19 protein-coding genes are annotated in these 26,768 nt (G+C 43.9%); 10 read left to right on the forward strand and 9 right to left on the reverse strand.

What is annotated here, in order from left to right; all coding sequences use genetic code 11:
- Window positions 1-18: 18 nt before the first annotated feature.
- Both BLT07_RS12975 and BLT07_RS21740 read left to right on the forward strand, forming a co-directional pair.
- Complete coding sequence (locus BLT07_RS12975) at window positions 19-807, forward strand: 3-keto-disaccharide hydrolase (RefSeq protein WP_091869332.1); 789 nt, start codon at window positions 19-21, stop codon at window positions 805-807.
- A gap of 387 nt (window positions 808-1,194) precedes the next feature.
- Window positions 1,195-1,479, forward strand: a complete 285-nt coding sequence (locus BLT07_RS21740; RefSeq protein WP_091869334.1) for a sigma factor — start codon at window positions 1,195-1,197, stop codon at window positions 1,477-1,479.
- Here BLT07_RS21740 and ribB read toward each other — a convergent pair.
- The 7 genes from ribB to nhaC all read right to left on the reverse strand — a co-directional run bounded on the left by ribB (window position 1,412) and on the right by nhaC (window position 10,094).
- On the reverse strand, window positions 1,412-2,542 hold the full coding sequence (gene ribB, locus BLT07_RS12985) for a 3,4-dihydroxy-2-butanone-4-phosphate synthase (RefSeq protein WP_091869336.1): 1,131 nt from the start codon (window positions 2,540-2,542) through the stop codon (window positions 1,412-1,414). The genes BLT07_RS21740 and ribB overlap by 68 nt on opposite strands.
- Before the next feature lie 8 nt (window positions 2,543-2,550).
- Window positions 2,551-4,053 carry an LptF/LptG family permease gene (locus tag BLT07_RS12990; protein ID WP_245726550.1) on the reverse strand — a complete coding sequence of 501 codons (1,503 nt, stop codon included), beginning with the start codon at window positions 4,051-4,053 and terminating at the stop codon, window positions 2,551-2,553.
- 286 nt (window positions 4,054-4,339) lie between these two features.
- Window positions 4,340-4,987, reverse strand: a complete 648-nt coding sequence (locus tag BLT07_RS12995; protein ID WP_091869340.1) for an outer membrane lipoprotein periplasmic chaperone LolA1 — start codon at window positions 4,985-4,987, stop codon at window positions 4,340-4,342.
- Window positions 4,988-5,072: 85 nt separating this feature from the next.
- Window positions 5,073-7,454: an FtsK/SpoIIIE family DNA translocase gene (locus BLT07_RS13000; RefSeq protein WP_091869342.1), complete on the reverse strand. Its 2,382-nt coding sequence runs from the start codon at window positions 7,452-7,454 to the stop codon at window positions 5,073-5,075.
- A gap of 81 nt (window positions 7,455-7,535) precedes the next feature.
- Window positions 7,536-7,901, reverse strand: a complete 366-nt coding sequence (locus BLT07_RS13005; RefSeq protein WP_091869344.1) for a diacylglycerol kinase — start codon at window positions 7,899-7,901, stop codon at window positions 7,536-7,538.
- Entirely contained in the window at window positions 7,894-8,400 is a 507-nt protein-coding gene (gene tpx / locus BLT07_RS13010) for a thiol peroxidase (protein ID WP_091869348.1), read from the reverse strand. The genes BLT07_RS13005 and tpx overlap by 8 nt, the downstream gene beginning before the upstream one ends.
- A gap of 170 nt (window positions 8,401-8,570) precedes the next feature.
- Window positions 8,571-10,094, reverse strand: a complete 1,524-nt coding sequence (gene nhaC / locus BLT07_RS13015) for a Na+/H+ antiporter NhaC (RefSeq protein ID WP_091869907.1) — start codon at window positions 10,092-10,094, stop codon at window positions 8,571-8,573.
- 330 nt (window positions 10,095-10,424) lie between these two features.
- On the opposite strand from nhaC, the gene lpdA reads away from it, so the two are divergent.
- Window positions 10,425-11,831: a dihydrolipoyl dehydrogenase gene (lpdA, locus tag BLT07_RS13020; protein WP_091869351.1), complete on the forward strand. Its 1,407-nt coding sequence runs from the start codon at window positions 10,425-10,427 to the stop codon at window positions 11,829-11,831.
- A gap of 372 nt (window positions 11,832-12,203) precedes the next feature.
- Window positions 12,204-13,151 carry a hypothetical protein gene (locus BLT07_RS13025; protein ID WP_091869354.1) on the forward strand — a complete coding sequence of 316 codons (948 nt, stop codon included), beginning with the start codon at window positions 12,204-12,206 and terminating at the stop codon, window positions 13,149-13,151.
- A gap of 175 nt (window positions 13,152-13,326) precedes the next feature.
- Here BLT07_RS13025 and BLT07_RS13030 read toward each other — a convergent pair whose 3' ends face one another.
- Entirely contained in the window at window positions 13,327-14,511 is a 1,185-nt protein-coding gene (locus BLT07_RS13030; protein WP_091869357.1) for a heparan-alpha-glucosaminide N-acetyltransferase domain-containing protein, read from the reverse strand.
- A 144-nt stretch (window positions 14,512-14,655) separates the two neighbouring features.
- Here BLT07_RS13030 and BLT07_RS13035 point away from each other — a divergent pair, with 144 nt between their 5' ends.
- From BLT07_RS13035 to BLT07_RS13045, 3 genes are all read left to right on the forward strand, one after another.
- Window positions 14,656-15,954 (forward strand): anthranilate synthase component I family protein, encoded by a 1,299-nt coding sequence (locus tag BLT07_RS13035; RefSeq protein WP_091869910.1) that lies wholly within the window; start codon window positions 14,656-14,658, stop codon window positions 15,952-15,954.
- Window positions 15,955-16,077: 123 nt separating this feature from the next.
- Window positions 16,078-17,385 (forward strand): tRNA lysidine(34) synthetase TilS, encoded by a 1,308-nt coding sequence (tilS, locus tag BLT07_RS13040; protein WP_091869360.1) that lies wholly within the window; start codon window positions 16,078-16,080, stop codon window positions 17,383-17,385.
- Window positions 17,382-19,358, forward strand: coding sequence for a protein-disulfide reductase DsbD family protein (locus BLT07_RS13045; RefSeq protein ID WP_091869363.1), 1,977 nt, complete (start codon window positions 17,382-17,384; stop codon window positions 19,356-19,358). Before tilS ends, BLT07_RS13045 begins: the two co-directional genes overlap by 4 nt.
- A 67-nt stretch (window positions 19,359-19,425) precedes the next feature.
- Here the strand turns inward: BLT07_RS13045 and BLT07_RS13050 are convergent, their stop codons facing one another.
- Entirely contained in the window at window positions 19,426-20,604 is a 1,179-nt protein-coding gene (locus BLT07_RS13050; protein ID WP_091869371.1) for a hypothetical protein, read from the reverse strand.
- Window positions 20,605-20,773: 169 nt separating this feature from the next.
- Between BLT07_RS13050 and BLT07_RS13055 the strand changes: the two genes are divergently transcribed.
- From BLT07_RS13055 to BLT07_RS13065, 3 genes are all read left to right on the forward strand, one after another.
- Window positions 20,774-23,170, forward strand: a complete 2,397-nt coding sequence (locus BLT07_RS13055) for a penicillin acylase family protein (protein WP_091869374.1) — start codon at window positions 20,774-20,776, stop codon at window positions 23,168-23,170.
- A gap of 143 nt (window positions 23,171-23,313) precedes the next feature.
- Window positions 23,314-23,997 carry a hypothetical protein gene (locus tag BLT07_RS13060; protein ID WP_091869377.1) on the forward strand — a complete coding sequence of 228 codons (684 nt, stop codon included), beginning with the start codon at window positions 23,314-23,316 and terminating at the stop codon, window positions 23,995-23,997.
- 1 nt (window position 23,998) lies between these two features.
- Window positions 23,999-26,767: a TonB-dependent receptor gene (locus BLT07_RS13065; RefSeq protein ID WP_091869380.1), complete on the forward strand. Its 2,769-nt coding sequence runs from the start codon at window positions 23,999-24,001 to the stop codon at window positions 26,765-26,767.
- The last annotated feature ends 1 nt before the right edge of the window (window position 26,768 follow it).

Below are 26,768 nucleotides of genomic sequence, written 5' to 3' on the forward strand. Positions count from 1 at the left end.
TCCAAATTCAGTACAAACATGAAATCAAGAACACTTTGGTCAAGTTTGACCGCAATTGTATTTGCAGTATCCGCAGTAACCGCCCAAAAGCATTCAGGTACGCCACCTGAAGTATCCCCCATGCCCATGAAACCGGAAATGACCGAGATTTGGGAGCCCGAAGTGACAGTGGTGGAACCCGCCAAAACCTTGGGAGATGCCCCGTCCGACGCCATTACACTTTTCGATGGAACTAATTTTGACCAATGGGTAAGCTCTAAGGATAGTACTTCAGCGGCCCCTTGGAAAATAGTCGATAACGACCATTTCGAAGTGGTACCCGGTTCTGGAAACATCCAGACCAAGATGAAATTTGGGGATGTACAGCTGCACATCGAATTCAGTGCCCCCGACAAGGTAGAGGGCGAGAGCCAGGGTAGGGGCAACAGTGGTCTGTTTTTACAGAACCGATACGAGCTACAAATACTGGATTCCTATCAAAATCGAACTTATCGCAACGGACAGGCCGGCAGTATTTACAAAGATAAAGCCCCTTTGGTCAACGCCATGAGAGGTCCCCTAGAATGGAATACCTACGATGTGGTCTACCGCGCACCCCGTTTTAAGGACGATGGCCAATTGGACACCCCCGCAACGATTACGGTGTTGCATAACGGCGTTTTGGTGCAGAACAATACGACCATCAACGGCAACACCTATTATATCGGACTGCATAATTACCCCTCAGCCCATGGCGACGATGTTATCTCCCTACAGGACCACGGCAACAAAACCCAGTTCAGGAATATTTGGCTTAGGAAACTTTAATAAATCATTCTGAGAGAAAATTCCTTGCCTTTAGGCGAACACTTTAGTTTGATCTGCTGTTCGCTTTGCGCTATACGCCGCACGCAAAAAAAAGCGTAAAGCGATCTGCATATGGCCTTGGGCCAAACGGTCGGACGTTAGTCGACTTTGAGTCGGAAACAAAACCCATTGGTTTTTAGTTGATCGCAGTTTAGTTGTCTGAATCAGACAAAATAAGGGAAAGTGCCACCTAAATTTTGATTTTTGCCAATTTGAACTAAATTCACCTTTGGCCAAGCCTTTGTTTTCAATTTTTCTAAATTTTTGTCATATTTTAAACCTTTTTGTAACCAATAGTGTAGAGACAAGTGGCAAATATGGACAAAGAGTTTGAAGATATCTTTCTAAATGCAGGGTAACAAAATCAGCAAAAGCTGCTTCGTATACGCAAAAGATGCTAGCGGTACCAAAGACCTTTTTCAGGAAGTACTTTTCAATATTTGGAAATCCATGTCCAGTTTTAACAGTGATACTGCCATCGGAACATGGATGTACCGCATCACCCTGAACGTTTGTCTTCGTATGCGTTCAAAGGAAATCAACGGGCAGGGTTCAAGTCTCAACCCTAATATCCTACCTGCTCCACAATCTCCAACCCATACCCCACGATCCCGACCCGTTTGGTCTGCGTAGAATTTGTTAGCAACCGGATTTTAGAGATATTGATATCGTGCAGAATCTGTGCGCCGACCCCAAAGTCTTTGGTATCCATATCGATTTTTGGGGCTTTGAAGATGCCTTTTTGCTGAAGTTCCTTGAGTTCGGAAAGCCTGTTCAAGAGGTTGAGGGACTGTGATTCTTGATTGATGAAAACAAAAGCTCCTTTATCGGCGGCGTTGATGGCATTGAACATGTCCTCCAATTTTTTATCGGGATTGTTGGTCAATGTGCCTAAAATATCATTGTTTACCAAAGTAGCGTTGATACGGGTCAGGACGGGTTCACCTGCTTCCCAACTCCCTTTGGTCAGGGCGATATGTATTTGATTATTCGTAGTCTGTTGGTAGGCGTGAAGACGGAATTTCCCGAAACGGGTCTCGATATCGAATTCCTCTTTCTTTTTGATGAGTGAATCGTGGTTCATTCGGTAGGCAACCAAATCTTCGATGGATATAATCTTAAGATCGAATTTTTTGGCTACTTCCACCAGTTGTGGCAGACGTGCCATAGTGCCGTCTTCGTTTAAGATTTCCACCAAAATGCCGGCAGGCTGCAACCCTGCCAACCGGGCCAAATCAATGGCTGCCTCAGTATGCCCCGTACGTCTTAAAACGCCGCCATTTTTGGAGCGTAGGGGAAAAATGTGTCCCGGTCTCCCCAAATCATGGGGCTTTGTATTCGGATCAACGAGCGATAAAATCGTCTTTGAGCGGTCGTGTACGGAAATTCCGGTAGTACAGCCCTGTCCGATCAAATCGACGGAAACGGTAAACTGGGTCTGGTGCAGAACGGTGTTGTTTCGAACCATCATTTCGAGGCCAAGCTCGTTGCATCGGTCTTCGGTCAGCGGTGCGCAGATGAGACCGCGGCCATGTTTGGCCATAAAGTTGATCATCTCGGGCGTCACTTTTTCTGCTGCCGCAATAAAATCGCCCTCGTTCTCGCGGTTTTCGTCATCGACTACTATGATAATTTTCCCATCTAGAATATCGGGTATGGCTTCTTCTATGGTGTTCAGCAAAATTTCTTTCTTCATATCGACGATTATGCCGTAGCATTTTTATCTTTTTTAGTAAAAAGCCTTTTCAGGCGGTCCAAGCCATTTCCGAAAGTCATCATGCCCTTGTCCGCCGTGGCGCGTTTGGTCAAATAAACACCCAAAGGTAACATTATCATCGAAGGTAGCCATGCACCCAGAATAGGATTGATGTTTCCTTTATAGGAATAGTTCTCAGAAAAGACCCCCAAGAAATAATAGGCCAAAAATAGAAGAACGGCGATTACCATGGGCAATCCGATACCACCTTTGCGTATGATAGCGCCCAAGGGTGCACCTACAAAAAACAGGATGATGCAAGAAAATGCCAGGGCGTATTTATCGTGTAATGAAAAAATATGCCTTCTGTGGATTTCGTACCGCTTGTCCAGCTCCATTTTTTTTCCAGTTATGGAGGTCAATAGGTTGGTAACGGAATTTTTTGCCGTGTTCATCAGCTGTAACTTTTGCCAATCCTGAAAAAGATCGACGATGTTTTTTTGTGCTTTGGATGTCTCTTTTTCAAGGTTTGGGGCTGGGATGTCGGATGGTACCACGGCCGCCGTATTGCCATTAGTTTGAGACACATTGGTAGAATCTAACGAGGTCGCGATTAGGGCCAGAGAATCTTTTTTTCGTTGTTGTATTTTGTGGGTCAATGAGGTGTCGCGCTGGACAATAGGTGCAAAGGCGCCCATACGGTACACGATATTTTTCGAAAATGCCTCAACGATACGGCGGTTATCCTGTTCCAGCGAATCCATATCCTTTAATAAGCGGGAAACGTTCTTCATCTTTTCTCGGTTGGATACATTTTCTTCCTCAAGATCCATATCCATTTCTGGGATTTCGATGTTCATCCTATAGATATTAAAATTCGCCTTGGCAAAAGGATGCTTTTTCTTATCCGCAGCCTTGTTAGTCGCGATATCCCTATAATAATGACCGTCCCGTAGCACCAATTGGATAACATCGGAGGCCTCACTACTGATCAATTCCCCCGTTTTCGACTTGATGACCGTGCTATTTACATTTGCTGCCGTTTTCTGATGGATGATGACATCCTTTAAAAACCGGTCTTGTTCGCCATATTTATCTTCCACCTTGATGCTCATCCCCTCAAAATCACTGAAAACTCCCTTTTCTATGGCCGCTGCGGGTTTGACCTTGGCGATATTACGCCGCATATTGTAGATTTTTTGTTCGGAAGCGGGAATTACGTTATTCGCGAAATAAAAGGTAACCCCTCCCAAAATGACCATAAAAACAATCAAGGGAAGCATGGAGCGCTGTAACGAGATACCGGAGGCTTTCATAGCGGCAAACTCGTAATTTTCGGCAAAGGTACCAAAGGTCAAAATGGAGGCGAGCAGGACCGTTAGGGGAAGAACTTTTTCGGTAAGGCTGGGTATCATATAGAAAAAAAACTTGCCGATTATCACCACGTCCAGCCCCTTGCCGGCAAAATCGTCAATAAACAGCCAGATGGTCTGAAAGACGAAAATAAACATCAGTATCACGAACGAACTGAGAAAGTTATACAGGAATCGTGATAAAATGTACCGGTCTAGGATTCTCAATTTTACAATCTTAAAAATTAGAAGAAATTTTTGACACTGAACCAGTTTTGGAATAAATCCTTATTCGAATTTTTCTATTCGCTATTCGCTATTCGCTATTCGCTATTCGCTATTCGCTGACAGCTATACGTTTTTCCATATCGCGTAAAGCGTTTTATACTGTTATTGGATAGGTAATCAACTTAAACGGAATGTTTACTCTTAATCCAAAGAAAATTTAATTCTTAATAATATAGTAGCCATCATCCTCATATTTCTTCTCGTCAAAAGTAAACAAGGTTTTCGACAAGGGCTGATCGGTTTTGAAAGAATTAACGGTATACGTTGTGGTGGTGCCGTTCTGTCCTTTTTCTATGACCTGATAAATATTCTTGGTCTCCGCGTCGACACCCAGTAAGATGGACTTTGTCTCGGAATCAGTGTCCATTGGGGTCAATTTGACGTACTGAATTTTTTTCCCCTCGATTGTTTTTAGTTCCCCAATCTCGTAATTATGGTCTTCACGATAGAAGGTGAGCATCTTGGCCGGGGTCAGCGCATTTTCATCTTGCGATTTGTCCTCGATGGTGACCTCTTTGTTTTCAGGTACTATGGTATATACCTTCGTGCCGTCAAAAATTTGCTGCGCCCCGAAAAGATCGGCTGCATATTTTTCGCCCTCGAGGGAAACATTGCCCCGGGTTTCTTGGTTAATACCCGCTTCTTTATTGTTCAGCACGTATTTGAAATCAATTACGATATTGTCGTAACTTTTGACATTGCTGTACACCTCTTCAAGCAAAGCCTTGGCCTCACCTGAGCTTTGTGCCATGGTTGGAGTTGCCGAAACTAGTAGGATACAGATTATGAAGTATAATTTTTTCATTGTTTTATTTGTTTTTTTTTATTTATAATCCATTTGATATTTGCAAGTACCACAACTTCTTACCGCTAAACACACCTCACGGCAATTACTTAAGCTCCTCGCTCAACAACATATTCAAGGCGGCCAGGTCGGGCACTAGCACTTGCCGCGCCTTACTGCCTTCGAACGGACCGACAATTCCCGCAGCCTCGAGCTGGTCGACAATGCGTCCCGCACGGTTATAGCCTAATTTCAGTTTTCTTTGGATAAGGGATGCCGAACCTTGTTGGGCTATGACAATGACCTCGGCGGCCTCTTGAAAAAGGGCGTCCCTGTCCGCTATATCATAATCAAGGTTTGTGCCAGAATCCTCCCCGGAATATTCCGGTAGCTCATAGGCTTGCGGATATGCTCTTTGCGAGCCTATATAATCGGTAATTTTCGCGATTTCGGGTGTATCGACGAAGGCACATTGAATACGGGTCACCTCATTCCCTTGTGTAAATAGCATGTCACCACGTCCAATCAGTTGGTCGGCGCCCTGTGCATCCAAAATGGTGCGGGAATCGATTTTCGAGGTAACCCGAAAGGCGATGCGGGCGGGAAAATTGGCTTTAATAATACCCGTTATCACGTTGACCGAAGGTCGCTGTGTGGCAACAATCAAATGAATGCCAATGGCTCGTGCCAGTTGGGCCAAACGGGCAATAGGCGTTTCTACCTCTTTCCCCGCGGTCATGATCAGATCGGCGAACTCATCGATGACCAATACGATATAAGGTAAAAATTTGTGTCCGTCGTTGGGGTTCAGTTTCCTTGCCTTGAATTTGGTATTGTATTCCTTAAGATTCCGGACCATGGCTATCTTTAACAGCTCGTAACGGTCGTCCATTTCGATACAAAGGGAGTTTAAGGTATTGATAACTTTGGTATTGTCCGTTATAATGGCCTCGTCGGAACCGGGTAGCTTTGCCAAATAGTGGCGTTCAATTTTGTTGTAGAGCGTCAGTTCAACCTTCTTAGGGTCTACAAGAATGAATTTTACCTCCGCAGGATGCTTCTTGTAGAGTAGGGATGTCAATACGGCATTCAGGCCGACTGATTTTCCCTGCCCGGTCGCTCCCGCCATGAGCATGTGCGGCATTTTGGCCAAATCTACAACAAAGGTCTCGTTGCTGATCGTTTTGCCAAAGGCGATGGGCAATTCCATTTCCGCCTTTTGGAACTTGCTCGACGCGATGACGGAACGCATCGAAACGACTGTGGCATTTTTATTGGGAACTTCGATACCGATGGTGCCTTTTCCGGGAATGGGCGCAATGATACGTATACCGAGTGCGGCAAGGGAAAGGGCGATGTCATCTTCCAAGTTCTTGATTTTCGAAATACGGACGCCCGCCTCCGGTACGATTTCGTACAGGGTCACGGTAGGGCCGATGGTTGCTTTGATCTGCGCAATACCGATTTTGTAGTTCTTGAGGGTTTCAACAATTTTATTCTTGTTGTTCTCCAATTCTTCTTGATTGATAGTGATTCCGCCGGTTACCCCGTGCGGATCTAAGAGGTCCATAGTGGGGAACTTATAGCTGCCCAGTTCAAGGGTCGGATCGAACTCCCCGAAATCGGCGACCAGCTTGTCCGCCGTGTTGTCTTTTTCCTCCTTTTCTTCTACGATTTTTTCGACCTCCATGGCCAACTCTTCAGTTTCTTCCTCAACGGGAACGGTGACCTCAAAATCGTCTTTGGCCTGCTTTTCTTTTTCAAGCGCCGGAATATCCTTTTTATGGGTGTAGGTGTCGATGGTTAAGGGAGCATCCTTTTCGTTACTCAATAGCATGTCATCCGAGTGTATCGCGTCGGCCTTTGTTTGCGAACTTCCTTTTAAATCGGAGGACAAGGAAGCTGTTTTTGACTTGAAAAAACGGGCTATCCCATCGGGCGTAAACTCAAAAAATCGGACTAGGATAAAGGTCAATCCGAAAAGCAATAGTAGAAAAACGCCGATCTTTCCTGTATAATCCTGTAAAAAATCGTTCATTTCATAGCCGACCAAACCGCCCAGTAAGGGTTGTGTATCCGCGAGAAAACCAAGAGCGATGGAAATCCATATCATAAAGATCAAGCCCCAGATCCATTTTTTAAACAGTCCTTTTTTCTCAAGGCTCAAGAAATAATAAAGTCCCGTTACACAGAGCAATATCGTAAGTATCAACGAGGCTATTCCGAAACCTTTATAGACCACAAAATGACTGACGCTCGCCCCGAATTTGTTGAGCAGGTTCTTAGCCTCTTCGTTTCTATCCGCGAACTCCGTCAAAAGGCTTTGGTCGTCTTGCCATGTGAAATAAAAGGAGACGAACGAGAAAAACAGGGCCATGCTGAGCAATATCAAAAGGCTGCCCAAAATAATTTTGTTCTGCTTGGATAATTGTAGGGAAAAGCCTTTCTTCTTCGTTTTCGGCTTTGGTTTTCGTGCCTTTTTTGCCATCTATCTTTTTAAGGAATTTTCTATTTCAGGGGGCTAAATTACGAATTTGTCGGGGAAGGAGCCGGATGGTGAATCGCCGCTTTAAAATATTTTGGGGAGATAGATGATAAGCCCCACAATGATAGCTCCTAGGGAGACCAGCATTACGGCCCCTGCGGACACGTCTTTGATAAAGCCTATTCGCTTATTGAATTCCGGATGAATGAAGTCGCATATTTTTTCGATGGCCGTATTGGCCCCTTCGATACCGATTACCAGTGAGATGGCAAGTACTTGTAAAATCCACTCTGTGTTGGATATTTCAAAATAAAAACCGACGGCGGTCATCAAAATGGCCAGAACGACCTGTATTTTAATGCTAGGTTCGGTACGAATCAAAAGAAGGGCCCCGCGTAATGCGAAGCCCACACTTTTTATACGATTTCGTAAAAAAGATTCTTTAGGCATTGGTAATGGCTTCTAGAGCTGCCTTATAATCAGGTTCGTCGACGATTTCGGGTACCTGTTCGGTATAGACAATCTCTTGATTCTCGTTAATCACTACAACGACCCGTGAAAGCAAAGATTGTAGTGGACCATCGGAAAATTCAAGATTATAGGCCTTACCAAAATTCCCGTCGCGAAAATCGGATAGCATTTCGACGTTTTCGATACCCTCGGCACCACAGAAACGGGCTTGGGCGAAGGGTAGATCCTTAGAAATGCACAACACCGCCGTATTGTCTAATTTCGCGGCCTTTTCGTTGAATTGCCTAACGGATTGCGCACAGGTTCCGGTATCGATGCTGGGAAATACGTTCAGCACTGTTTTTTTACCTGAATAGTCTGAAAGTGAAGCATGGGATAGGTCTGTCTTTGTCAATTCAAAATCGGGAGCCTTGCTTCCGGTTGCGGGCAGGCTGCCCGTTGTATGTACTTTGTTGCCCTTTAAGGTTATTGTCGCCATGTTATTTGTGTTAAAGTGAAGCGTGAAATTATGAAAAATAAGTGGATGGGGAAATTATAAAATATTTACGTTAAATGATCGTATTGGATGTATTCAAATCAAGAATCGATGGACCCCATGAACCTTTACATAAATTTATTGAGCGCCACCTTTTATACTGAAAAATGGATTTAAAATCCATCTTGGCGAGAATTCTTTTTTTTATTGGAAGTCGACTTCTTAGACGCCAACTGCTTGATTTTTATGTGAAAAGCGGCAAATATCAGGGTCATGATGGGACTTAACCAATTAAAGATGGCAAAAAAGGCATAATCTACAGTCGGTACGCCCAGAACACCGCTGTGATAGGCACCACAGGTATTCCAAGGGATCAATACCGAGGTTACGGTACCGGAATCTTCCAAGGTCCTGCTCAGGTTTTCAGGGGCAAGTCCCCTGTCTTTGTAGGCTTTGGCGAACATTTTCCCGGGCACGACAATGGCGAGATATTGGTCGGAGGCGGTAACGTTCAATGCCAAACAGCTCCCCACAGTGCTTGCAAAAAGTCCAAATGTCGTTTTGGCCATCGCCAATAACGAATTGGTAATTCGGTCCAGGGCACCGATGCCGTCCATAACCCCTCCGAAGACCATCGCACAAACGATCAACCATATGGTGCCCAACATTCCTGCCATACCCTTAGCGGAGAACAGATCATTTAGTACCGGGTTATCGGTTGGTATGGCCGTCTCTACCGTTATGGCGTTTAGCACGCCCTTATAGCCCGATTCGAAAGTGAGTGTATCAGCTCCTGTAATTCCCGCCACGATGTCGGGTTGAAAAATTAGTGCAAAGACCGCTCCCAACAAAGTGCCGATCAACAGGGCGGCCAGGGGGGGAGTCTTTTTTACGATCAGGAATATAACAGCGGTGGGTACGATAAACAACCACGCATTAATGGTGAAGGTCGAATCAATGGAGGCTAAAAGGGAATGGATATCCGCTGTTCCGCTCGTGTCGATATTCAAGCCTATGATCACAAATACAATGAGGGTCACAATAATGGTAGGTACCGTGGTGTAGAGCATATATTGTATATGGTCAAAAAGTTCACCTCCCGCCATGGCGGGTGCCAAGTTCGTGGTGTCGCTGAGCGGAGAAAGTTTATCTCCGAAATACGCGCCGGATAGCACGGCACCGGCGGTCATACCCAACGATATGCCCAACGCATCTCCAATACCGATCAGAGCTATACCAACAGTCGCCGAGGTCGTCCAACTGCTTCCGGTGGCTATTGAAATAATGGAGCAGATGACTACACAGGCACCCAAAAATATGGTGGGATTTAAAATCTGTAGTCCGTAATAGATCATGGCGGGAATGACACCGCTGATCATCCAAGTGCCGGCCAGCGCGCCCACCATTAATAAAATTAACAAGGCCCCAGTGGTGGATTTGACGTTTTCTTCGACCTCGGCCAACATTTGTTCATAGGACACCTTATTTAGAAAGCCAACGATAGCGGCGACCGCTCCGCCCATCAGTAAAATAAACTGGTTGGAGCCGCTTAACGCGTCATCACCGAAAACATAGACGTTGTAAGCCAACATGCCTACAAGGGCTACTACGGGAATCAGGGCTTCCCAGATGCTCAACTCCCTATTCTCCACAATATGTTCGTTTTCGCGATGTTCGCTTGATTTAGGACCTTTCATAAAAAGTTGGATTCTATAGGTGGTAATATTACGATTTTGGATACGTTTGTGCAACTTCCCTTTGCTATTCGCCCTTCGCTATAGGCCATAGGCTTGGTTAAACCTAATTCTCCTAGTATAAAACGCTAGGCGGCTTACATTTAGTACAAGGCAGGATATTTGAATGCTGGCCTCTCGGTTTTACTTCGATAAGTTTACTAATTGCGCTCGAGTTGATATGGATGGGTCTTAACCCCTTAATCCACTCTAGAGTTAAAGATTTCGTGTTTGGGATTTTGCCTTGAAACCGGAAAATAGTGTTAATTTTGTCCTTCAACAAAAGCTAAGATTATGAGTTCATACGACGTAGCCATTATCGGCTCGGGCCCTGGGGGTTATGTAGCGGCAATCCGTTGCGCACAATTGGGAATGAAGACCGCGATTATCGAAAAGTATAGCACATTGGGAGGTACCTGCCTCAATGTGGGCTGTATTCCCTCAAAAGCCATGCTGGATTCCTCTCACCATTACGAGGATGCCGTTACACATTTCGAAGAGCACGGTATCGACATTCCCGGGGAGATTAAAGTCAATCTGGAAAAAATGATCGCTCGAAAACAGTCCGTTGTCGATCAGACTTGCAATGGGGTCAAGTTTTTGATGAAGAAAAATAATATTACGGTTTATGAAGGTCTGGGGAGTTTTAAGGACAAGACCCATATCGATATCATAAATAGCGATGGTGAATCAGAAACTATTGAGGCAAAGAATATTATCATTGCTACCGGAAGTAAACCTTCAAATCTTCCTTTTATCGAATTGGACAAAGAGCGGGTCATTACTTCGACCGAAGCTTTAAAATTAAAAGAGATTCCCAAGCACATGATCGTAATCGGTGGCGGAGTCATCGGACTCGAACTGGGCCAAGTCTATAAGCGTCTCGGTGCCGAGGTGACGGTTATCGAATTTATGGACCGTATCATTCCCACAATGGATGCCGCACTTTCGAAGGAATTGATGAAAGTGATGAAAAAGCAGAAGGTAAAGTTCAATCTATCGCACAAAGTCAAATCCGTTGAGCGAAAAGGGGACGAGATTATTGTTAAAGCGGACAACAAAAAGGGCGAGGAAGTGGAGTTCAAGGGAGACTATTGCCTAGTTTCCGTTGGCCGTCGCCCATATACCGATGGCTTGAATGCCGAAGCTGCCGGGGTAAAAATCGACGGCAAAGGTAGAGTGGAGGTCAATGAACATTTGCAGACTTCGACCGCTAACGTTTATGCCATCGGCGACGTCATCCGTGGTGCCATGTTGGCGCACAAGGCCGAGGAGGAAGGAACTTTGGTGGCGGAACAATTGGCGGGCCAAAAGCCGCATATCGATTACAACCTGATTCCCGGCGTGGTCTATACTTGGCCCGAAGTGGCCGCTGTCGGCAAAACGGAGGAGGAGTTGAAAGAAGCAGGCATCGAATATAAATCCGGACAGTTCCCCATGCGCGCCTTGGGCCGTTCAAGGGCGAGTATGGACCTGGATGGTTTCGTTAAAATATTGGCCGACAAAAAAACCGATGAGGTTTTAGGCGTGCATATGATCGGAGCCCGTTGTGCCGATCTGATTGCCGAAGCCGTTACCGCCATGGAATTTCGGGCTTCCGCGGAAGATATTTCGAGAATGAGCCATTCGCACCCTACCTACGCCGAGGCAGTCAAAGAAGCGGCCCTTGCAGCTACTGGGGATAGGGCACTGCATATTTGAAAACTTCCTTTCGTGCAGCTATGCGTAGCTGGGTGGAAGAATGGCGAAGCACCTGGTTTTTGTCACGCTGAACCGGATGAATTATCTTCAGTTCTCCTTTTCGTTTATTCTCTTGATTTGCAGTTACTAGAGAAAATGGGCATTTGGTGGAATTCATTTGTTTTCTTAAAATTAAATTAATATTTTCGCTTTCAATTGAACGAAAATACCCCGAAGCCTGTATTATTTCTATTCTATTTGTAAGAATTATCTCTTGGGAGCTCATTCAGATCAGTTTGAAAATAAAAGCTGGGATGGCCTATTAGTTGATTTTAGGGTATTATTTGGAGGGGATTAACTGGGTATTAATAAGCAACCATAAACCAATACGTTATGAAAAAGGGACTGGCAGGTGTCATTTTTGTTTTAGCAACTCTTCTATGGGGCTGTGAAGCAGAGGAAGTTACCCATCTTGAGGCACAGCCCGAAAAGAAGGAAAAAGTCGAGGAAGCGCTGGAAAGCGAAGGTTCGGAGGGGACTGAAGAGGGCGAAGAAGAATCGACCGCGGAAGAAACAACAACTGAAGAAACCCAAGCCCCCGGGCAGGTTGAAGAGCCTAGTGAGCCACAATTTGGCTTGGTTTCCTATAGGGGTAGAATTCCTAGTGAAACTTCCAAAGTACCGTCTTGTAAGACCGGTAGTCCTGATACAGTTATCTTCAGATTGGTAGATGCTACGGGCACCAGCCGTGAAGAAAGCGTTCCTGCCGAAGAAAACGACGGATTGGTCACTACATTGACCCCTGCGTCATTACCCATAGGGCAAAGCACCATCAATGCCATACTTTTGATGAAAGGCAAGGATACGCTTTACGCCATACCTAGTGAGACCGACTTTGATCTTGCCCGGTTTGCCGATGCTACCGTACCCTTTGAGGTCGAGGTGACCGAAAACACGGAATTGACCGGTTCCGCGTTCTGTTATACCCAAGAACCAATCGATGTTCCTGAAGAGGAGCTGATAAATGGCGGTTTCGGTACCCAAAGGTTACAGACCCTTTGGATCGATATTCAGGGAGAGTGCATCGATATTGTCACGGTGACAATCGATGCCTATAGAGTGCTTGAAATCTATCCTTTTCAAGATGGATTATATGATATTCCCATTCCAGAGAATTATGATCAAATGGAGATACGGGCCTACACTCCGGAGTTTCAATCGGGTGTTAACGATTTTGAGGTGTTTACCTTTACCGCAGCGCAGCCTTATAATGCAGATGGAGTGCTGAAAACCGAAGATTTGGTAAAGTTCAGTTACGATTGTCTGGTCGAGGAGTTCTAAGGGAATGAAGATTTTTAAATGTAAATCTATACAAGCTAAAAGCCTCGAAATCTCAAATTTCGAGGCTTTTTCATTTTCCGATTACATCTTGCTCTGAATAAATTTTATGCAATCCATTGCCATACGGCGTTGTGGCGTTGCGCTTACGGGCGCATAGCCATGCATGGTGAAAAGATTAGTTCTTCACAACGCCAAAGCGGCGCAATACTTTATAAAATCGGTCTTTCGCAAACTCCAGGGCATTAGCGCCCACTATTTCCAATTGTACCAAAGTGTATTTTCCTGCCGTAGCCAGACTTAATTTGATGGAAAATTTGTGCTTTTCGTATTGCAAAGCTGTATAGGTGCTGATAATCATAAACGCCAACGCACCTGAAATTGCTAGCGCTGGGTTCAAGGAATGATGAAGGAATCTATATAGTCCGAGACCTGTGAAACTTCCATAAAGAATGATAAAGTGGACAATGTATATGGATAAGGTACTCTGTCCTATTTTTAAAACGGTCGTATTTTTCAGCAAACTTCGGAACAACATGAATACGGCAAAAACCAGAAGCACATCTCCCAAACGGATAAATAGATAATTGTTAAAGGAAATATCGGCGAACAATTGTATTCCCGTGAATCGCGAAAGGGCCAAGAATGGATCGGATGAACCAAAAATCAATCCTATGCCTCCCAATATGGCAATAGCGCTAGCAGTTGGATATAAATAGTTAAAATTCTTGAATTTGGTGAATAATAGGGAAATAAAGCCTCCAAAGGCCGCATAGCCGAACCAAGGGAAAATGGTGAATACCGACCCGTTCGATTTGGTCAAATAGTTGGCAAATGCGTCCGGAAGAAAACTAAAGCTCCATGTCTTATAAATCGGTTCAAATAGAAATAGAATTACTGTGACACCCAATAACAGAAATGGGAAGAGGGATTTTTTGTGTTTTTGAACCATCAAATAAATCCCGATAATGCCCAAAAGGGAAAGTCCGATACAATGTAAAACATCCACCAGATAAAAAGAATCGTAAAGTTCACCTTGTAAAAGTCCGAACAGGTTCATTCGCAGCAGATATCCAATAAAAAGGAGTTCCAGGCCACGTTTGATTCCCTTTTTGACCCTAGGATTTTTTAATCCCTGTTTGTCGCCGCGTACCAAAAGATAGGTGAAAATAAATCCGGAAACGGTAAAGAAAACCGGTGCGGTCATTCCCCTAAAATACTTCCAAACCGCGAATATGGGACTGGAATCGTCGCGAAATGCGGTATCCAGAAGTCCATCCACAAAATGCCCTTGCAGCATCATCAGAATGGCCCAGGCCCTCATGGCGTCGATGAAATATAATCTTTTGGTCTTGTTGTCCACTTTAATTTACTTTCCCACTCCCTAATATACTTGTACAACAGCACATTTGGATGTTTAAGGCGGCAAAATTAACCAAAATTCGGTCAAATTATAGGGAATTGCCATATTTTCGCTAAAAAGCACAGCACTAAAATGTACCATCCCTTGCGCAAAACCAACACTTTCACGGTTTCCGACATTGCCGACTTCAAAAATAAGGTCCTGCATTGGGCCCAGAGTTTTGACGAGATAGTCTGGCTGGATAGTAATGGTCACGAAGACCGCTACGGTGCCTTCGATGCCTTGTTGGCGGTAGACGGCCTTACTTCGCTCGTAACGGACGTGCAAAATGCCTTTTCGGATTTAAAGGAATATCAAGAAGGGATACATGACTGGATTTTCGGCTACCTTTCCTATGATCTTAAAAACGATATTGAGCTATTATCTTCAAAAAATTTCGATGGACTCCATTTTCCCGAGCTGTATTTTTTTCAACCCAAAAAAATCATCCGTATTACGGGGAATACGATTGATTTTATCTATTTGAACATGGTGGGCGATGAAATCGATGCGGATTTTGGGACAATTTCCAGAAGAAAACTTCCGAAGAAGGGTGGAATTCAGGCCGCGAATGATATCCGTATAAAACTTAGAACTTTTAAGGATGACTATTTTAAACGGGTCGCCGAACTGTTGGCGCACATCCATCGAGGCGACATTTATGAAGCCAATTTTTGTCAGGAGTTCTATGCGGAAAATACAATAATCGATTCCCTGAGAACCTATCGCAAACTAAATGCTATTTCAAAAGCCCCGTTCGCCACATTTTTAAAATTCCAGGATAAATTCCTATTATCGGCCTCTCCCGAACGCTATTTGAAAAAGAAAGGTAATCGGATTGTCTCCCAGCCGATCAAAGGCACAGCAAAACGGGCCACAGATCCTAAAATGGATGCTGGATTACGGTCGGCCTTAAAGAAGGATGCCAAGGAACGGGCCGAAAATATCATGATTGTTGATTTGGTACGCAACGACCTCTCCAAGAGCGCCATTAAAGGTAGTGTTCGCATAGAAGAACTGTGTGAAGTCTATTCCTTTGAACAGGTGCACCAAATGATTTCGACCGTAACCGCCGAAGTCGCCGAAAATAAAAATCCCGTTGATATCATTAGGGAGACTTTTCCCATGGGCAGTATGACCGGAGCCCCCAAAATATCGGCGATGCGGATTATTGAGGTGCTGGAAGCTTTTAAACGCGGACTTTACAGCGGCGCTGTAGGCTATTTTACGCCCAAGGGGGATTTTGATTTTAATGTGGTCATTCGCAGTATCCTGTACAATGCTTCAGAAAAGTATGTGTCCTACGCCGTGGGTGGTGCCATCACCGCCAAATCCGTTCCTGAAAGGGAGTATGAGGAGTGTTTGTTAAAGGCCAAGGCGATGCGGGAGGTATTGGAAGGTTAAAAGTTCGAGTGCAAGCCCAACTTCAAAAGAGTATATACTTCTGACTCTTGCACTGCCGAGCCATTAACCCATACTCCTATAATTCTAAAACCTCAAACCAAACTTCTTCACTACCTTTGGGATGTGTTACAGGCATTTAAAATCCATATCGAAACGAAGTTTCCGGAGTTGCTGAAAACGCGCTTTCTTTTGGCCTGCAGCGGAGGTATTGATAGCATGGTGCTGACCGATCTGTGTGCGAAGTGCGGAATGGATTTTGCCCTAGTCCACTGTAACTTTCAGTTGCGCGGGGCAGATAGCGATGCCGATGAAAAATTTGTTGGGGATGCGGCAAATACTTTGAATCTAAAATATTACGTAACCCATTTTGATACAATTAATTATACAAAGAAACATAAAGTTTCAATGCAAATGGCTGCCAGGGAACTTCGATATGCCTGGTTTGCTGAAATTATGCGACAAAGCGGCATCAAACTTTTGGTCACCGCTCATCATGCGGATGATAATCTGGAAACTTTTCTGATCAATCTATCCCGTGGAACCGGTATTAAAGGTTTAACGGGAATCCCCGAAAAAACGGATAGTATCGCCCGGCCTTTGCTGCCATTTTCACGAGAACAAATTGCAGAGTATGCTCATGATGAAAAAATCGAGTGGCGCGAAGACAGTAGCAATTTAGATATCAAATATCTTAGGAATAACATCCGGCATCGAATTTTGCCATTGCTAAAAGCTTTAAACCCTAAGTTCTCGGCGAACTTTCGGGATAGCCAAAATTATTTGTCCCAAACAGCGACAATTGCCGATAATCATATCGGTCGGGTGAGGGCCGCTATTTTTGAAAAGAAAGGAAAAGTTATTAAAATACCGATCGCGGAACTTACCGGTTTAGGACCCTTACAAGGGTACCTCTATGGATTGTTCAACTCATACGGATTTACGGAATGGGACGATGTTGAGAACCTGCTAACGGCCATGACTGGAAAAGAGCTGAGATCAAAAACCCATCGCTTGGTCAAGAATCGGAATTTTCTTTTATTGACCAAAATTAAATCCCGCGACAGCCGAACCTATCAAATTCAGGAAGGCCAGACCGAAATCGAAAAACCGGTTAAAATTAGCATTACGGAAGTAGCGGGTATTGAAGAAACCGGCCCGCATATACTTTATGTAGCCAAAAATGCGTTAAAGTACCCCCTAACCCTCAGAAAAAGGGAAAAAGGAGACTATTTTTGCCCGTTTGGCATGGAAGGTACCAAAAAACTATCCAAGTTCTTCAAGGACGAGAAGATAGATCTCATCGCCAAGGAAAACCAATGGCTGCTCTGTTCCGAAAAGGCGATTGTCTGGGTCGTCGGTAAACGGGCCGATGAGCGGTTTAAGGTGTTGGAAAATACCGAAGAGATTGTAAGGTTTAAATTGAAGTTATGAAGCAAATAACCCTATTTATCGTTTTATTTATCAGTGGTGTATCTGTTTTCTCACAGGATGACCAAAACCCTGTTAAGTTCTCCAATGAAATTCGCAAGATTTCGGATACGGAATACGAGCTGATCATGAAGGCGGACATTTATGAAGGCTGGCATGTCTATTCCCAAAAAACCGCTGATGGTGGTTCCCTACCCAGTGAGTTCGCCTACGAAAAAGCGGGAGAAGACTATGAACTTATTGGCGAGACTACTGAAAGCGAAACTATAGTGGAGTTTAGCGATGTTTTCGAGGTGGATGAGACCTTTTTTAAAGAACACGCGATTTTTACCCAAAAGATAAAACTCTTAAAACCAGATGTCAATCAAGTAGACGTCAACTTATTCTATCAAGTCTGTAAAGAAGTCTGTATTCCCGCCGATCATGATTTCAGCTTTATGTTGGACGGAAGTGTGGCGACCAACACAAAAGACTCCGTCGACGAACGCAGCTTGGCCATGGGGTCGACTTTAAAACTGGACCTTAAGAATAAAGAACTGCTACATAATGTCGGAGAAGATATCGGTGCCGCCTCTGGCCTATGGGTAATATTCGGATTAGGTTTCTTGGGCGGTTTAATTGCCCTGCTGACCCCATGCGTCTTCCCAATGATTCCCCTTACGGTCTCCTTTTTTACGAAGCATTCCGAGAAGAAATCCAAGGGCATCGCCAATGCCATGCTTTATGGATTCTTTATCGTGTTGATTTACTTTTTATTGAGCCTGCCCTTCCATTTGTTCGATTCCGTCGATTCGCAGATATTGAATACCATTGCAACGAATATTTGGCTTAACGTTGGGTTTTTTGTAATCTTTCTATTCTTTGCCTTTTCCTTTTTCGGCTATTACGAGTTGACCCTCCCCAGTTCTTGGGCAAACCGAATGGATGCGGCGTCTACCAAGGTTGGCGGTGGTATCGGTATTTTTTTTATGGCCGTTACCTTGGCACTGGTTTCTTTTTCCTGTACCGGACCAATTTTGGGAGGTCTGTTGGGCAGTACCGTTTTGGGCGAAGGCGATGTGGCTACGAATTTGAGCGCCGGTATGACCGGTTTTGGGGTCGCATTGGCGCTTCCGTTTGGTCTTTTTGCACTTTTTCCGACCTGGTTGAACTCCCTGCCCAAATCCGGGGGTTGGATGACCACGGTAAAGGTGGTATTGGGCTTTTTGGAACTGGCCTTGGCCCTGAAATTCCTATCCAACGCCGATATGGTCGCTGGATGGGGGATTTTAAAACGTGAAATATTTTTAGGTATATGGATTGTATTATTCGTCGCACTGACGCTTTATCTTTTTGGCGTCATCCGTTTTCCGCATGATGGGCCTAAGACTAAGTTGCCCCCGGTTAGAAAGGGCATCGGCGTTGTCAGTGCCGCATTTTCCATCTATTTGATACTGGGACTTTTCAATTTTTCCAGTTTAAAACTGTTGAGTGGCTTTCCACCGCCCCATTTCTATAGCATTTTTGAAACGGAGAGCGACTGTCCCCTCGGTATCGATTGCTTTAAGGATTTTGATGAAGGGGTGGCACATGCCAAAAAAGTGGATAAACCGATACTTTTGGATTTTACGGGATGGGCCTGCGTCAATTGCCGTAAAATGGAAGCCAATGTTTGGAGCGAAGCCGATATCTATCCTATTATAAAAGAGGAGTATGTCTTAATTTCCCTCTATATCGACGACCGCGAAGAACTTCCTGAAGACCAACAATTCGATTTCAAATTCGATTCCGGACGGATAAAAAGTATTAAAACGATAGGGCAGAAGTGGGGCACTTTTCAGAGCGTTAATTTCAACGCCGCTTCGCAGCCCTATTACGTGCTACTTTCTCCTGATTTAGAAGTTCTGAATAACGCAGTACAATATACCGATAGGGATGACTATCGGAATTGGCTGTTGAAAGGTCTACAGCGGTTTAACGAAATTACAGCTGATTAGTTAGTTGCCAAGAAAAAAGGCCGCCCTCTTGGACAGCCTTTGGTAACACTTTCTAGTATGTATTTAATTATCTTGCCACGGCATCCACTGAAAGCGGCGAATTCAGAATTTCGTCCAGTTTTGAAAGAAAGGCTTCATGAACGGCCTGTTGACTGATTATCTTACCATTTTTTTGTGCCCCGCTGGCCAAATCATATCCAGCCCTGGCAGCAGCTAATCGCTCGATTGGCGTACCATGGTGTCCCGGGCTTTCAAAACCACAGTCGCCAATGTTGAAAAAGGCAGTCAAGAAATCTTCGACACGCTTCCAGTTATAGGTTCCACCCCTTTTATGCGTGAGGTAATAGCCTGTGATAAAATCGGCTTCCAATTCCGTCATTCGTGTTGATTCGGGCGTGTCCGAAAATACGGGTATCGGATATTCCCATTTTCCGAAATTTAAGAACTGTATTTGGTGTCCCCATTCATGGGCTAAAATACTTGACCAAATAACTTTAGGATCGAGTCCTGTGTCTTCAAGAAAGGTAACTATGCCGTCACCAATTACTATCTTTTTATCGAATGTTGCAAACCCATCGGAGGCGTAGAACGGATTTTCTGGAATTTGATTACTAGCGGTATTGAAAGATTCCGCAATAATCAAGATTTCCTCGATTTCATCTTCTGTTGCGGAAGAATAATTTTCATAAACATATCGGATGAAATCAAGATCTTCCAGTGTTTCGGTATGTTGACCGTTAACGGTGACCAAGTCGGCCATGTCCCAGAACTTCTCCAAACTACGGACTCTTTTCTTGACATAATTGGTGTATTTACCGTCTGCGCCGAAATAGTCCGTATTTTTGTTTTCATCGGCCGCTGCAATTTGATTAATAACAAAATAGTCTTCTAATATTATGCCTATGGCATCCGGATTACCATCCCAGACCGCGATAAATCCTTCAATGAGTAAATCATTATAGAAATCCGCAACTTCATTGAAAGGCGTATCGCTACATTCACTGGGTGCTACTGCGTCGGAAAGATTCAGTTTGCTATCAAAATCGCTTACGGTCAAGAGAGAGGACGATATGTTAAACCTATTTGAGGGGGTGATGTTATTTGGAAGTTTTTTAAAGGATGTTTTAGCCGAAACCGCACTTGCAGGTGCTTCCTCGATTACATTTTTTTCTTCCTTAGTACAGGAAGTTAACATTAGGCTTAAGCCCAATGCAAGCGGATAAAACTTTTTTGAAATCGTCTTCATAGGGGTTTTTTTTAAGATTTCTTCGAAAGTATTACAATTTATTTAACCAGAAAAGTTAAAATTCAAACATTTTTTGTAGGAGCAACGATTTTTATTAACTCATTACCATGGTTACTTTTATTTTTATAATACATCTAATACGACTATCTTTCCTATAAAACCGGGCTAAATGCGAATTGTACGAAAAGTTGCGTGGTCACTACTTATCCTTGTGGTAATTTTATGCTTGGTAATCGGTATCTTCATCTATTTGGCAAAACCCGACTACAACGGCAAAAAACAGCTATCCGGCCTTTCGGGCGAAGTCGAGGTCTATTTCGATACCTACGGGATTCCCCATATTTACGGAAATAATGAAAAGGATGCTTTTACCGCTTTGGGCTACGTACATGCCCAAGACCGCCTGTGGCAAATGGAATTGTTGCGGCGGATCGGAAGTGGCGGAATCTCCGAGGTCTTTGGAAAAGATTTTATCGGCACGGACAAATTCTTCCTTGCTTTGGGTATTGACGATGCTTCTGTTAAAACCGTGGCTCAACTGGACAGGACCAAGAAATCCGTTTTACTTTCCCAAGCCTATCTCGATGGCATCAACCAATTTATCGACGAGGGCCCTACGCCAATCGAGTTTTTTCTTACGGGCATCGAAAAACGAGAATTTACCCTGAAAGACATTTACAATACCATGGGATATATGGCCTTTAGTTTCGCCATGGCGCACAAGACCGATCCTTTGCTGACCGACATTCGGGACAAGTTGGGACCCGACTATCTGAAAGATCTCGAAATCGAAAGCGATTCCGGTTCGGTGTGGATTAAGAACTATACTCCCGGAACTTCAGATACGTTCCAAAATACCGTAATTGCCAGAGTAATGCAATCCCTCAAAAAATTAGAGATTCCCCTATTCGAGGGAAGTAATAGCTGGGTGCTCGCCCCCGAAAAAACCAAGAACGGCAAGGTCATTTTCGCCAACGATCCGCATATCGGGTTCTCTCAGCCCTCGGTCTGGTACGAGGCGCATGTGAGCACGCCATCTTACGAAAAATATGGCTATCATTTGGCGGGCATCCCTTTTCCGCTGCTGGGCCATGACCGAAACTTGGCCTATGGCATGACCATGTTCGAGAACGATGATGTGGATTTCTATTACGAAGAAGACCACCCATCCGACAGTACCAAATACAAAACCGATTCGGGTTGGGCGGATTATGAAATTATTGAGAAAGCCATCAGGGTCAAGGATTCCACGGATATCAAGTTTTCCTATAAAAAAACCAATCACCGTCCCGTTTTGAACGGAATTGCCGACCAAATCAACGGCGAGCGTCCCATTTCAATGTGGTGGGCCTATACCCAACTCGAAAACAAGGTAATGGACGCACTTTACGGCATGTCGCACGCCCAAAACATTCAGGAATTCCAAAGGGCGTTACCGTATATACACGCGCCGGGCCTCAACATAATGTATGGTGATGCCGAGGGAAATGTGGCTTGGTGGGCGACGGCAAAACTGTACAAAATTCCAGACAGCATCCAAACTAAACTCATATACGATGCCAACAAGGGACTTTCAGGGGATAGGCAATTTCTTGATTTTTCAGAAAATCCGCATGCGATAAATCCACCATGGCATTACGTGTATTCCGCCAACAACCAACCCGACTCCATTGCCGGTATGTTGTATCCCGGATATTATTTACCTGAAAATAGGGCCAAGCGTATCGTCAGTTTATTGGCCCCAAAAAATGATTGGGATGGGGAGTCGGTACGTACGATGATGACCGATATGACATCCCCCGTAAACCCCATCATCTTGTCCCACTTGTTAAAGGATATTGATACCGATGGCCTCACCGGAAATCAAGTAATAGCCTTGGACAAATTGCGATATTGGAAGGGGGATTATCCCTTGAAAACTATTGAGGCGACCATGTATCACCGTTGGATATACTTTTTGTTGGCCGATACCTTTGAAGATGAATTAGGACAAGATTTGTTCGATGCCCTCCTAGAAACCCATCTGTTAAAGCGCTTGATCGCACCACTGTCTCACAATGAATCGTCAATTTGGTGGGATGACGTGGCGACAAAGAATACTATAGAAACCAAAAAGAATATTGTCAACATCTCTTTTCGACAAGCCTTGCAAGACCTTGAAGCCACCTTGGGCGAAAATTCCACCGATTGGACCTGGGACCGTGTACATACGTTGGAGCATGGCCACCCCATAGGACAGATAGACGCGCTTCGGCCCTTTTTCAACGTAGGCCCCTTCCCCGTCACCGGAACACGTGAGGTCATTAACAATATGGCCTTTCCCTATACCCAAGACGGATTTTATAAAGTCACTTCCGGGCCATCGACACGGCGTGTCATCGATTTTTCGGACGTGGAAAATAGCATGAGTATTCTTCCGACCGGCCAATCCGGGAATCCCTTTAGTAAACATTACAAAGATCAAGCGGAAATGTTCGTAAATGGAGAGTTTCGGAAGATGATGATGAACGAAGCGGAAATCAAGGCTAATTCGGAGGCCGTGCTTCGATTTGTTCCCCAATATTGAACGTTCTATTTTTTTAGGACGAACAATACCTTATTATTGATAAATTCGCGCAACCATTTGAATATTTTCCCATCTTGTAAGCAGTATATCGAATCATCCCATTTCTAACTATGACTGTAATTAGGCAAAGTATTCTTTTCTTCATGGCAATCCTTTTATTTTCCGGCGTAAATGCTCAAAATCAAAATCCCGATTATTTAACTTGGTTCGATTCAACAGTTGGTATCGAGAATACACCAATTTTTGAGGGGCTGGGGTATGTGGAACAATTTAAGTCCATTAATGAAAAGCACAAATTCTTTACCTCCGAAGATTTTGCACCGGGTTCGATCATGTATGATGGTCAGGAGTATCATCGCCTAAATTTGAAATACGATCTCTCGGTTGATGAAGTGATCGTTAATCTTAAGGATGGATTTGAAACGGTATCACTTCAACCTGAAAAGAGAAAAATCAGCGGTTTTACCGTTTATGGAAGTAAATTTGAGAATATCGGAAATCCCACAGCATCGGCTCCTGAAATTTCAGGATTTTTTGAAATTTTATTTACTGCCCCATCACTTTCGCTTTTAAAAAAACATCATAAAAAAAAATCGAAGAAAATAGGGAAACTGGTATATTACGAGTTTTACGACGATAACTTTTATGTGCTACGCCATGACGGGAGGTACCATAGGGTTAACTCGAACAGGGATTTTAGCAAATTATTTCCAGCGTATCGAAAAGAGATAAAAAAATACAAAATAAAAAAATCGAACAAGGATGAGGCTATGAAAGCATTGTTAAAACGGCTTTCCCTTATAATGTCCAATAAAAACAAACAATAGCTTGATTCATAGAATTTTACTTTTTATATTTTTTTTGAATATTTCTTTTCTCTATTCCCAAGAACAGGAGCCTACGATATCATTGCGCATCGAAGAAAATAGCATCGAGCATGCTATTGAACAAATCGAAGATGTTACCGATTACCGGTTTTATTACTTGAAAGAATGGCTTCCAAAAAATACAATTTCAGGTAACTACACAGAAATGAAAGTTTCCGAAATTTTGGGGGATATCCTAAAAAATACCGTAATCAACTTTTACATCCTCGATAAGAGTAGCATCATACTTACGCAAAACAAAAGAGTTTACGATAGTTTACCCAACACCTTTTTTGGAAGAAAAGAGGGAGGTTTAAATACTGGAATCGCGCAAACTACCGTTGATACGAATCCTATTTTATTTATGGATGATAATGGTGGCGGGAAAAATACAAAGATAGAAACTGTTTTTATAGGCAAGGAAACTATTCAAGATCAACGAAAAGCTTTTATTCTGTCGGGGTACGTGACCAATAAAACGGACGAGCAACCTATTTCAAACCTCTCCATTATTTCGTCGAAAAATGGAGCTACTACCGATGATCTAGGATTTTATGAGCTTCCGCTCCCACGAGGGGAAAACCTATTGCAAACCAGGTCGCTCGGTATCGAAAACCAAAAAAAGAGGGTCATCATTTACAACGACGGAAGGCTCGATTTTGTTCTCGATGAAAGTGTAGAGCGCCTGAACGAAGTTATTGTGGAAGCAGATGCGGCCAAAAATGTTGAGGAAGCGCTTACCGGCACCAATCAGATCGATGCCGAAGAATCAAAAAACATCCCTTTGGTGCTGGGCGAACGGAACATCTTAAAGGTCGCCACGGCCCTTCCGGGCATTTCGACCGCTGGGGAAGGCGCCACAGGCTTCAATGTGAGGGGCGGGAAGACCGACCAGAACCTGATTTTGCTGGATAACGCCGTAATCTATAATCCCACCCACTTTTTTGGCATCTTTCAGGCCCTGAATCCGTTTACCACTAAAAATGTTACGATTTATACGGGCAGTATCCCGGCGGAATACGGTGGGCGGTTGTCCTCGGTTTTTGATATTACGACCAAAGACGGCAATGTCGATAAATTTGCCGGAGAAGCATCCATTGGCCCTGTCACAGGAAATTTGGCTTTGGAAATCCCTGTAATAAAAGGGAAGTCCGCACTGATGTTAGGGGGTAGAGGCACTTATTCGGACTGGATTTTGAGGTCTTTGGACGAAGAATCCCTGAAAAATAGCAAGGCCTCCTTCTATGATGTGGTGGCGAAGTACAACCATAAAATAAACGACAAAAATGAGCTAAGGCTAAATGGATACTACAGTAGAGACCAGTTCAGCATTACCTCGGACTCCCTATACGGATACAACAATCAGCTTTTTTCCGCAGAGTGGAACCATGAAATAAACCGGAAAAATACCGGAAGTCTAATCTTGACCCATAGCGGTTATGATTTTGACATCGGCTATGACGGTCCCAACAGTACCGATTTTGATTTTGGATTCGGGATCAACGAAACCGGAATAAAATTGAAGATGAGATACCTCCATAGCGAAGCACATAAATTCACGTATGGCCTATCCTCCAAACTCTATAATGTAAGCCCCGGCGGTATTTCTCCAAAAGGTGCGGAATCAAATATAATTCCAGTTGATATTGCAAAGGAAAAGGGTTTGGAATCGGGGATTTTTATATCCGATAACTTTAAGGTAAGCGATAGACTTCTTTTTGATATCGGTTTACGATATTCCATGTTTCAGGCCTTAGGTGAGGCTTCGCCCAGGGTTTATGAGCCGGGTATGCCCAAGAACGAGGAGACTGTTTTAGATACTTTACAATTCAAGGGAGGTGAAACCGTAAAAAGCTATGGGGGTCTTGAGCCGCGCGTATCGGCCCGATATTTTCTTACGCCCGATTTTTCGGTAAAGGCAAGTTACAACAGGGCCTATCAATACATTCATACCCTGTCGAACAATACGACCGCTTCGCCCATCGATACCTGGAAACTATCGGACCTGAACATCAAACCTCAAAGCGCCGACCAATATTCACTGGGCCTCTTTAAAAATTTTAAGGAAAACACTTATGAAGTGAGTTTAGAAGGCTACTATAAGAACATAAACGATATTCTTGATTTTAAGACCGGGGCACAGCTATTGCTCAACGAAAACATTGAAACCGAGGTTCTACAAGGCCTTGGTAAGACCTATGGCCTTGAGTTCTTGATCCGTAAAAACGAAGGCAAATTAAATGGTTGGCTGGCGTACACCTATGCGCGCTCGTATATAAAACTCGACAGTGATTTTAGTGAAGAGCAGGTCAACGGCGGCGATTATTTTGCTTCCAATTACGATAAGCCTCATGATTTAAGTGTAGTGGCCAACTATAAACTTACGAGACGTTTTAGTTTTTCCGCAAATTTCGTGTACCAGACCGGCCGACCGGTTACCTACCCTTTGGGGAGTTATCGGTTCCAAAATGCGGACTATGTTTTTTACAGCGATCGAAATAAATTCAGGATTCCCGATTATTATAGATTGGATCTCAGTTTTAATATGGAAGGGAATCACAAAATAAAAAAATTCGCCCATAGTTTTTGGAACCTATCCATATATAATGTATTGGGAAGGAACAATCCCTACTCCGTTTTTTTTGTAACCAACAATGGGGAGGTAAAGGCGTATCAAAGTTCTATTTTTTCGATTCCTATACCCACAATAACGTATAATTTTAAATTTTAAC

This window comes from Pricia antarctica (assembly GCF_900101815.1).
GTDB classification, from domain to species: Bacteria; Bacteroidota; Bacteroidia; order Flavobacteriales; family Flavobacteriaceae; genus Pricia; species Pricia antarctica.

Bases quoted from the DNA above. Each gene is read 5' to 3' on its own strand.
- BLT07_RS12975 (WP_091869332.1), top strand. From the start codon at position 19: ATGAAATCAAGAACACTTTGGTCAAGTTTGACCGCAATTGTATTTGCA.
- BLT07_RS21740 (WP_091869334.1), top strand. From the start codon at position 1,195: ATGCAGGGTAACAAAATCAGCAAAAGCTGCTTCGTATACGCAAAAGAT.
- ribB (WP_091869336.1), bottom strand. From the start codon at position 2,542: ATGAAGAAAGAAATTTTGCTGAACACCATAGAAGAAGCCATACCCGAT.
- BLT07_RS12990 (WP_245726550.1), bottom strand. From the start codon at position 4,053: ATGTTTATTTTCGTCTTTCAGACCATCTGGCTGTTTATTGACGATTTT.
- BLT07_RS12995 (WP_091869340.1), bottom strand. From the start codon at position 4,987: ATGAAAAAATTATACTTCATAATCTGTATCCTACTAGTTTCGGCAACT.
- BLT07_RS13000 (WP_091869342.1), bottom strand. From the start codon at position 7,454: ATGGCAAAAAAGGCACGAAAACCAAAGCCGAAAACGAAGAAGAAAGGC.
- BLT07_RS13005 (WP_091869344.1), bottom strand. From the start codon at position 7,901: ATGCCTAAAGAATCTTTTTTACGAAATCGTATAAAAAGTGTGGGCTTC.
- tpx (WP_091869348.1), bottom strand. From the start codon at position 8,400: ATGGCGACAATAACCTTAAAGGGCAACAAAGTACATACAACGGGCAGC.
- nhaC (WP_091869907.1), bottom strand. From the start codon at position 10,094: ATGAAAGGTCCTAAATCAAGCGAACATCGCGAAAACGAACATATTGTG.
- lpdA (WP_091869351.1), top strand. From the start codon at position 10,425: ATGAGTTCATACGACGTAGCCATTATCGGCTCGGGCCCTGGGGGTTAT.
- BLT07_RS13025 (WP_091869354.1), top strand. From the start codon at position 12,204: ATGAAAAAGGGACTGGCAGGTGTCATTTTTGTTTTAGCAACTCTTCTA.
- BLT07_RS13045 (WP_091869363.1), top strand. From the start codon at position 17,382: ATGAAGCAAATAACCCTATTTATCGTTTTATTTATCAGTGGTGTATCT.
- BLT07_RS13050 (WP_091869371.1), bottom strand. From the start codon at position 20,604: ATGAAGACGATTTCAAAAAAGTTTTATCCGCTTGCATTGGGCTTAAGC.
- BLT07_RS13055 (WP_091869374.1), top strand. From the start codon at position 20,774: ATGCGAATTGTACGAAAAGTTGCGTGGTCACTACTTATCCTTGTGGTA.
- BLT07_RS13060 (WP_091869377.1), top strand. From the start codon at position 23,314: ATGGCAATCCTTTTATTTTCCGGCGTAAATGCTCAAAATCAAAATCCC.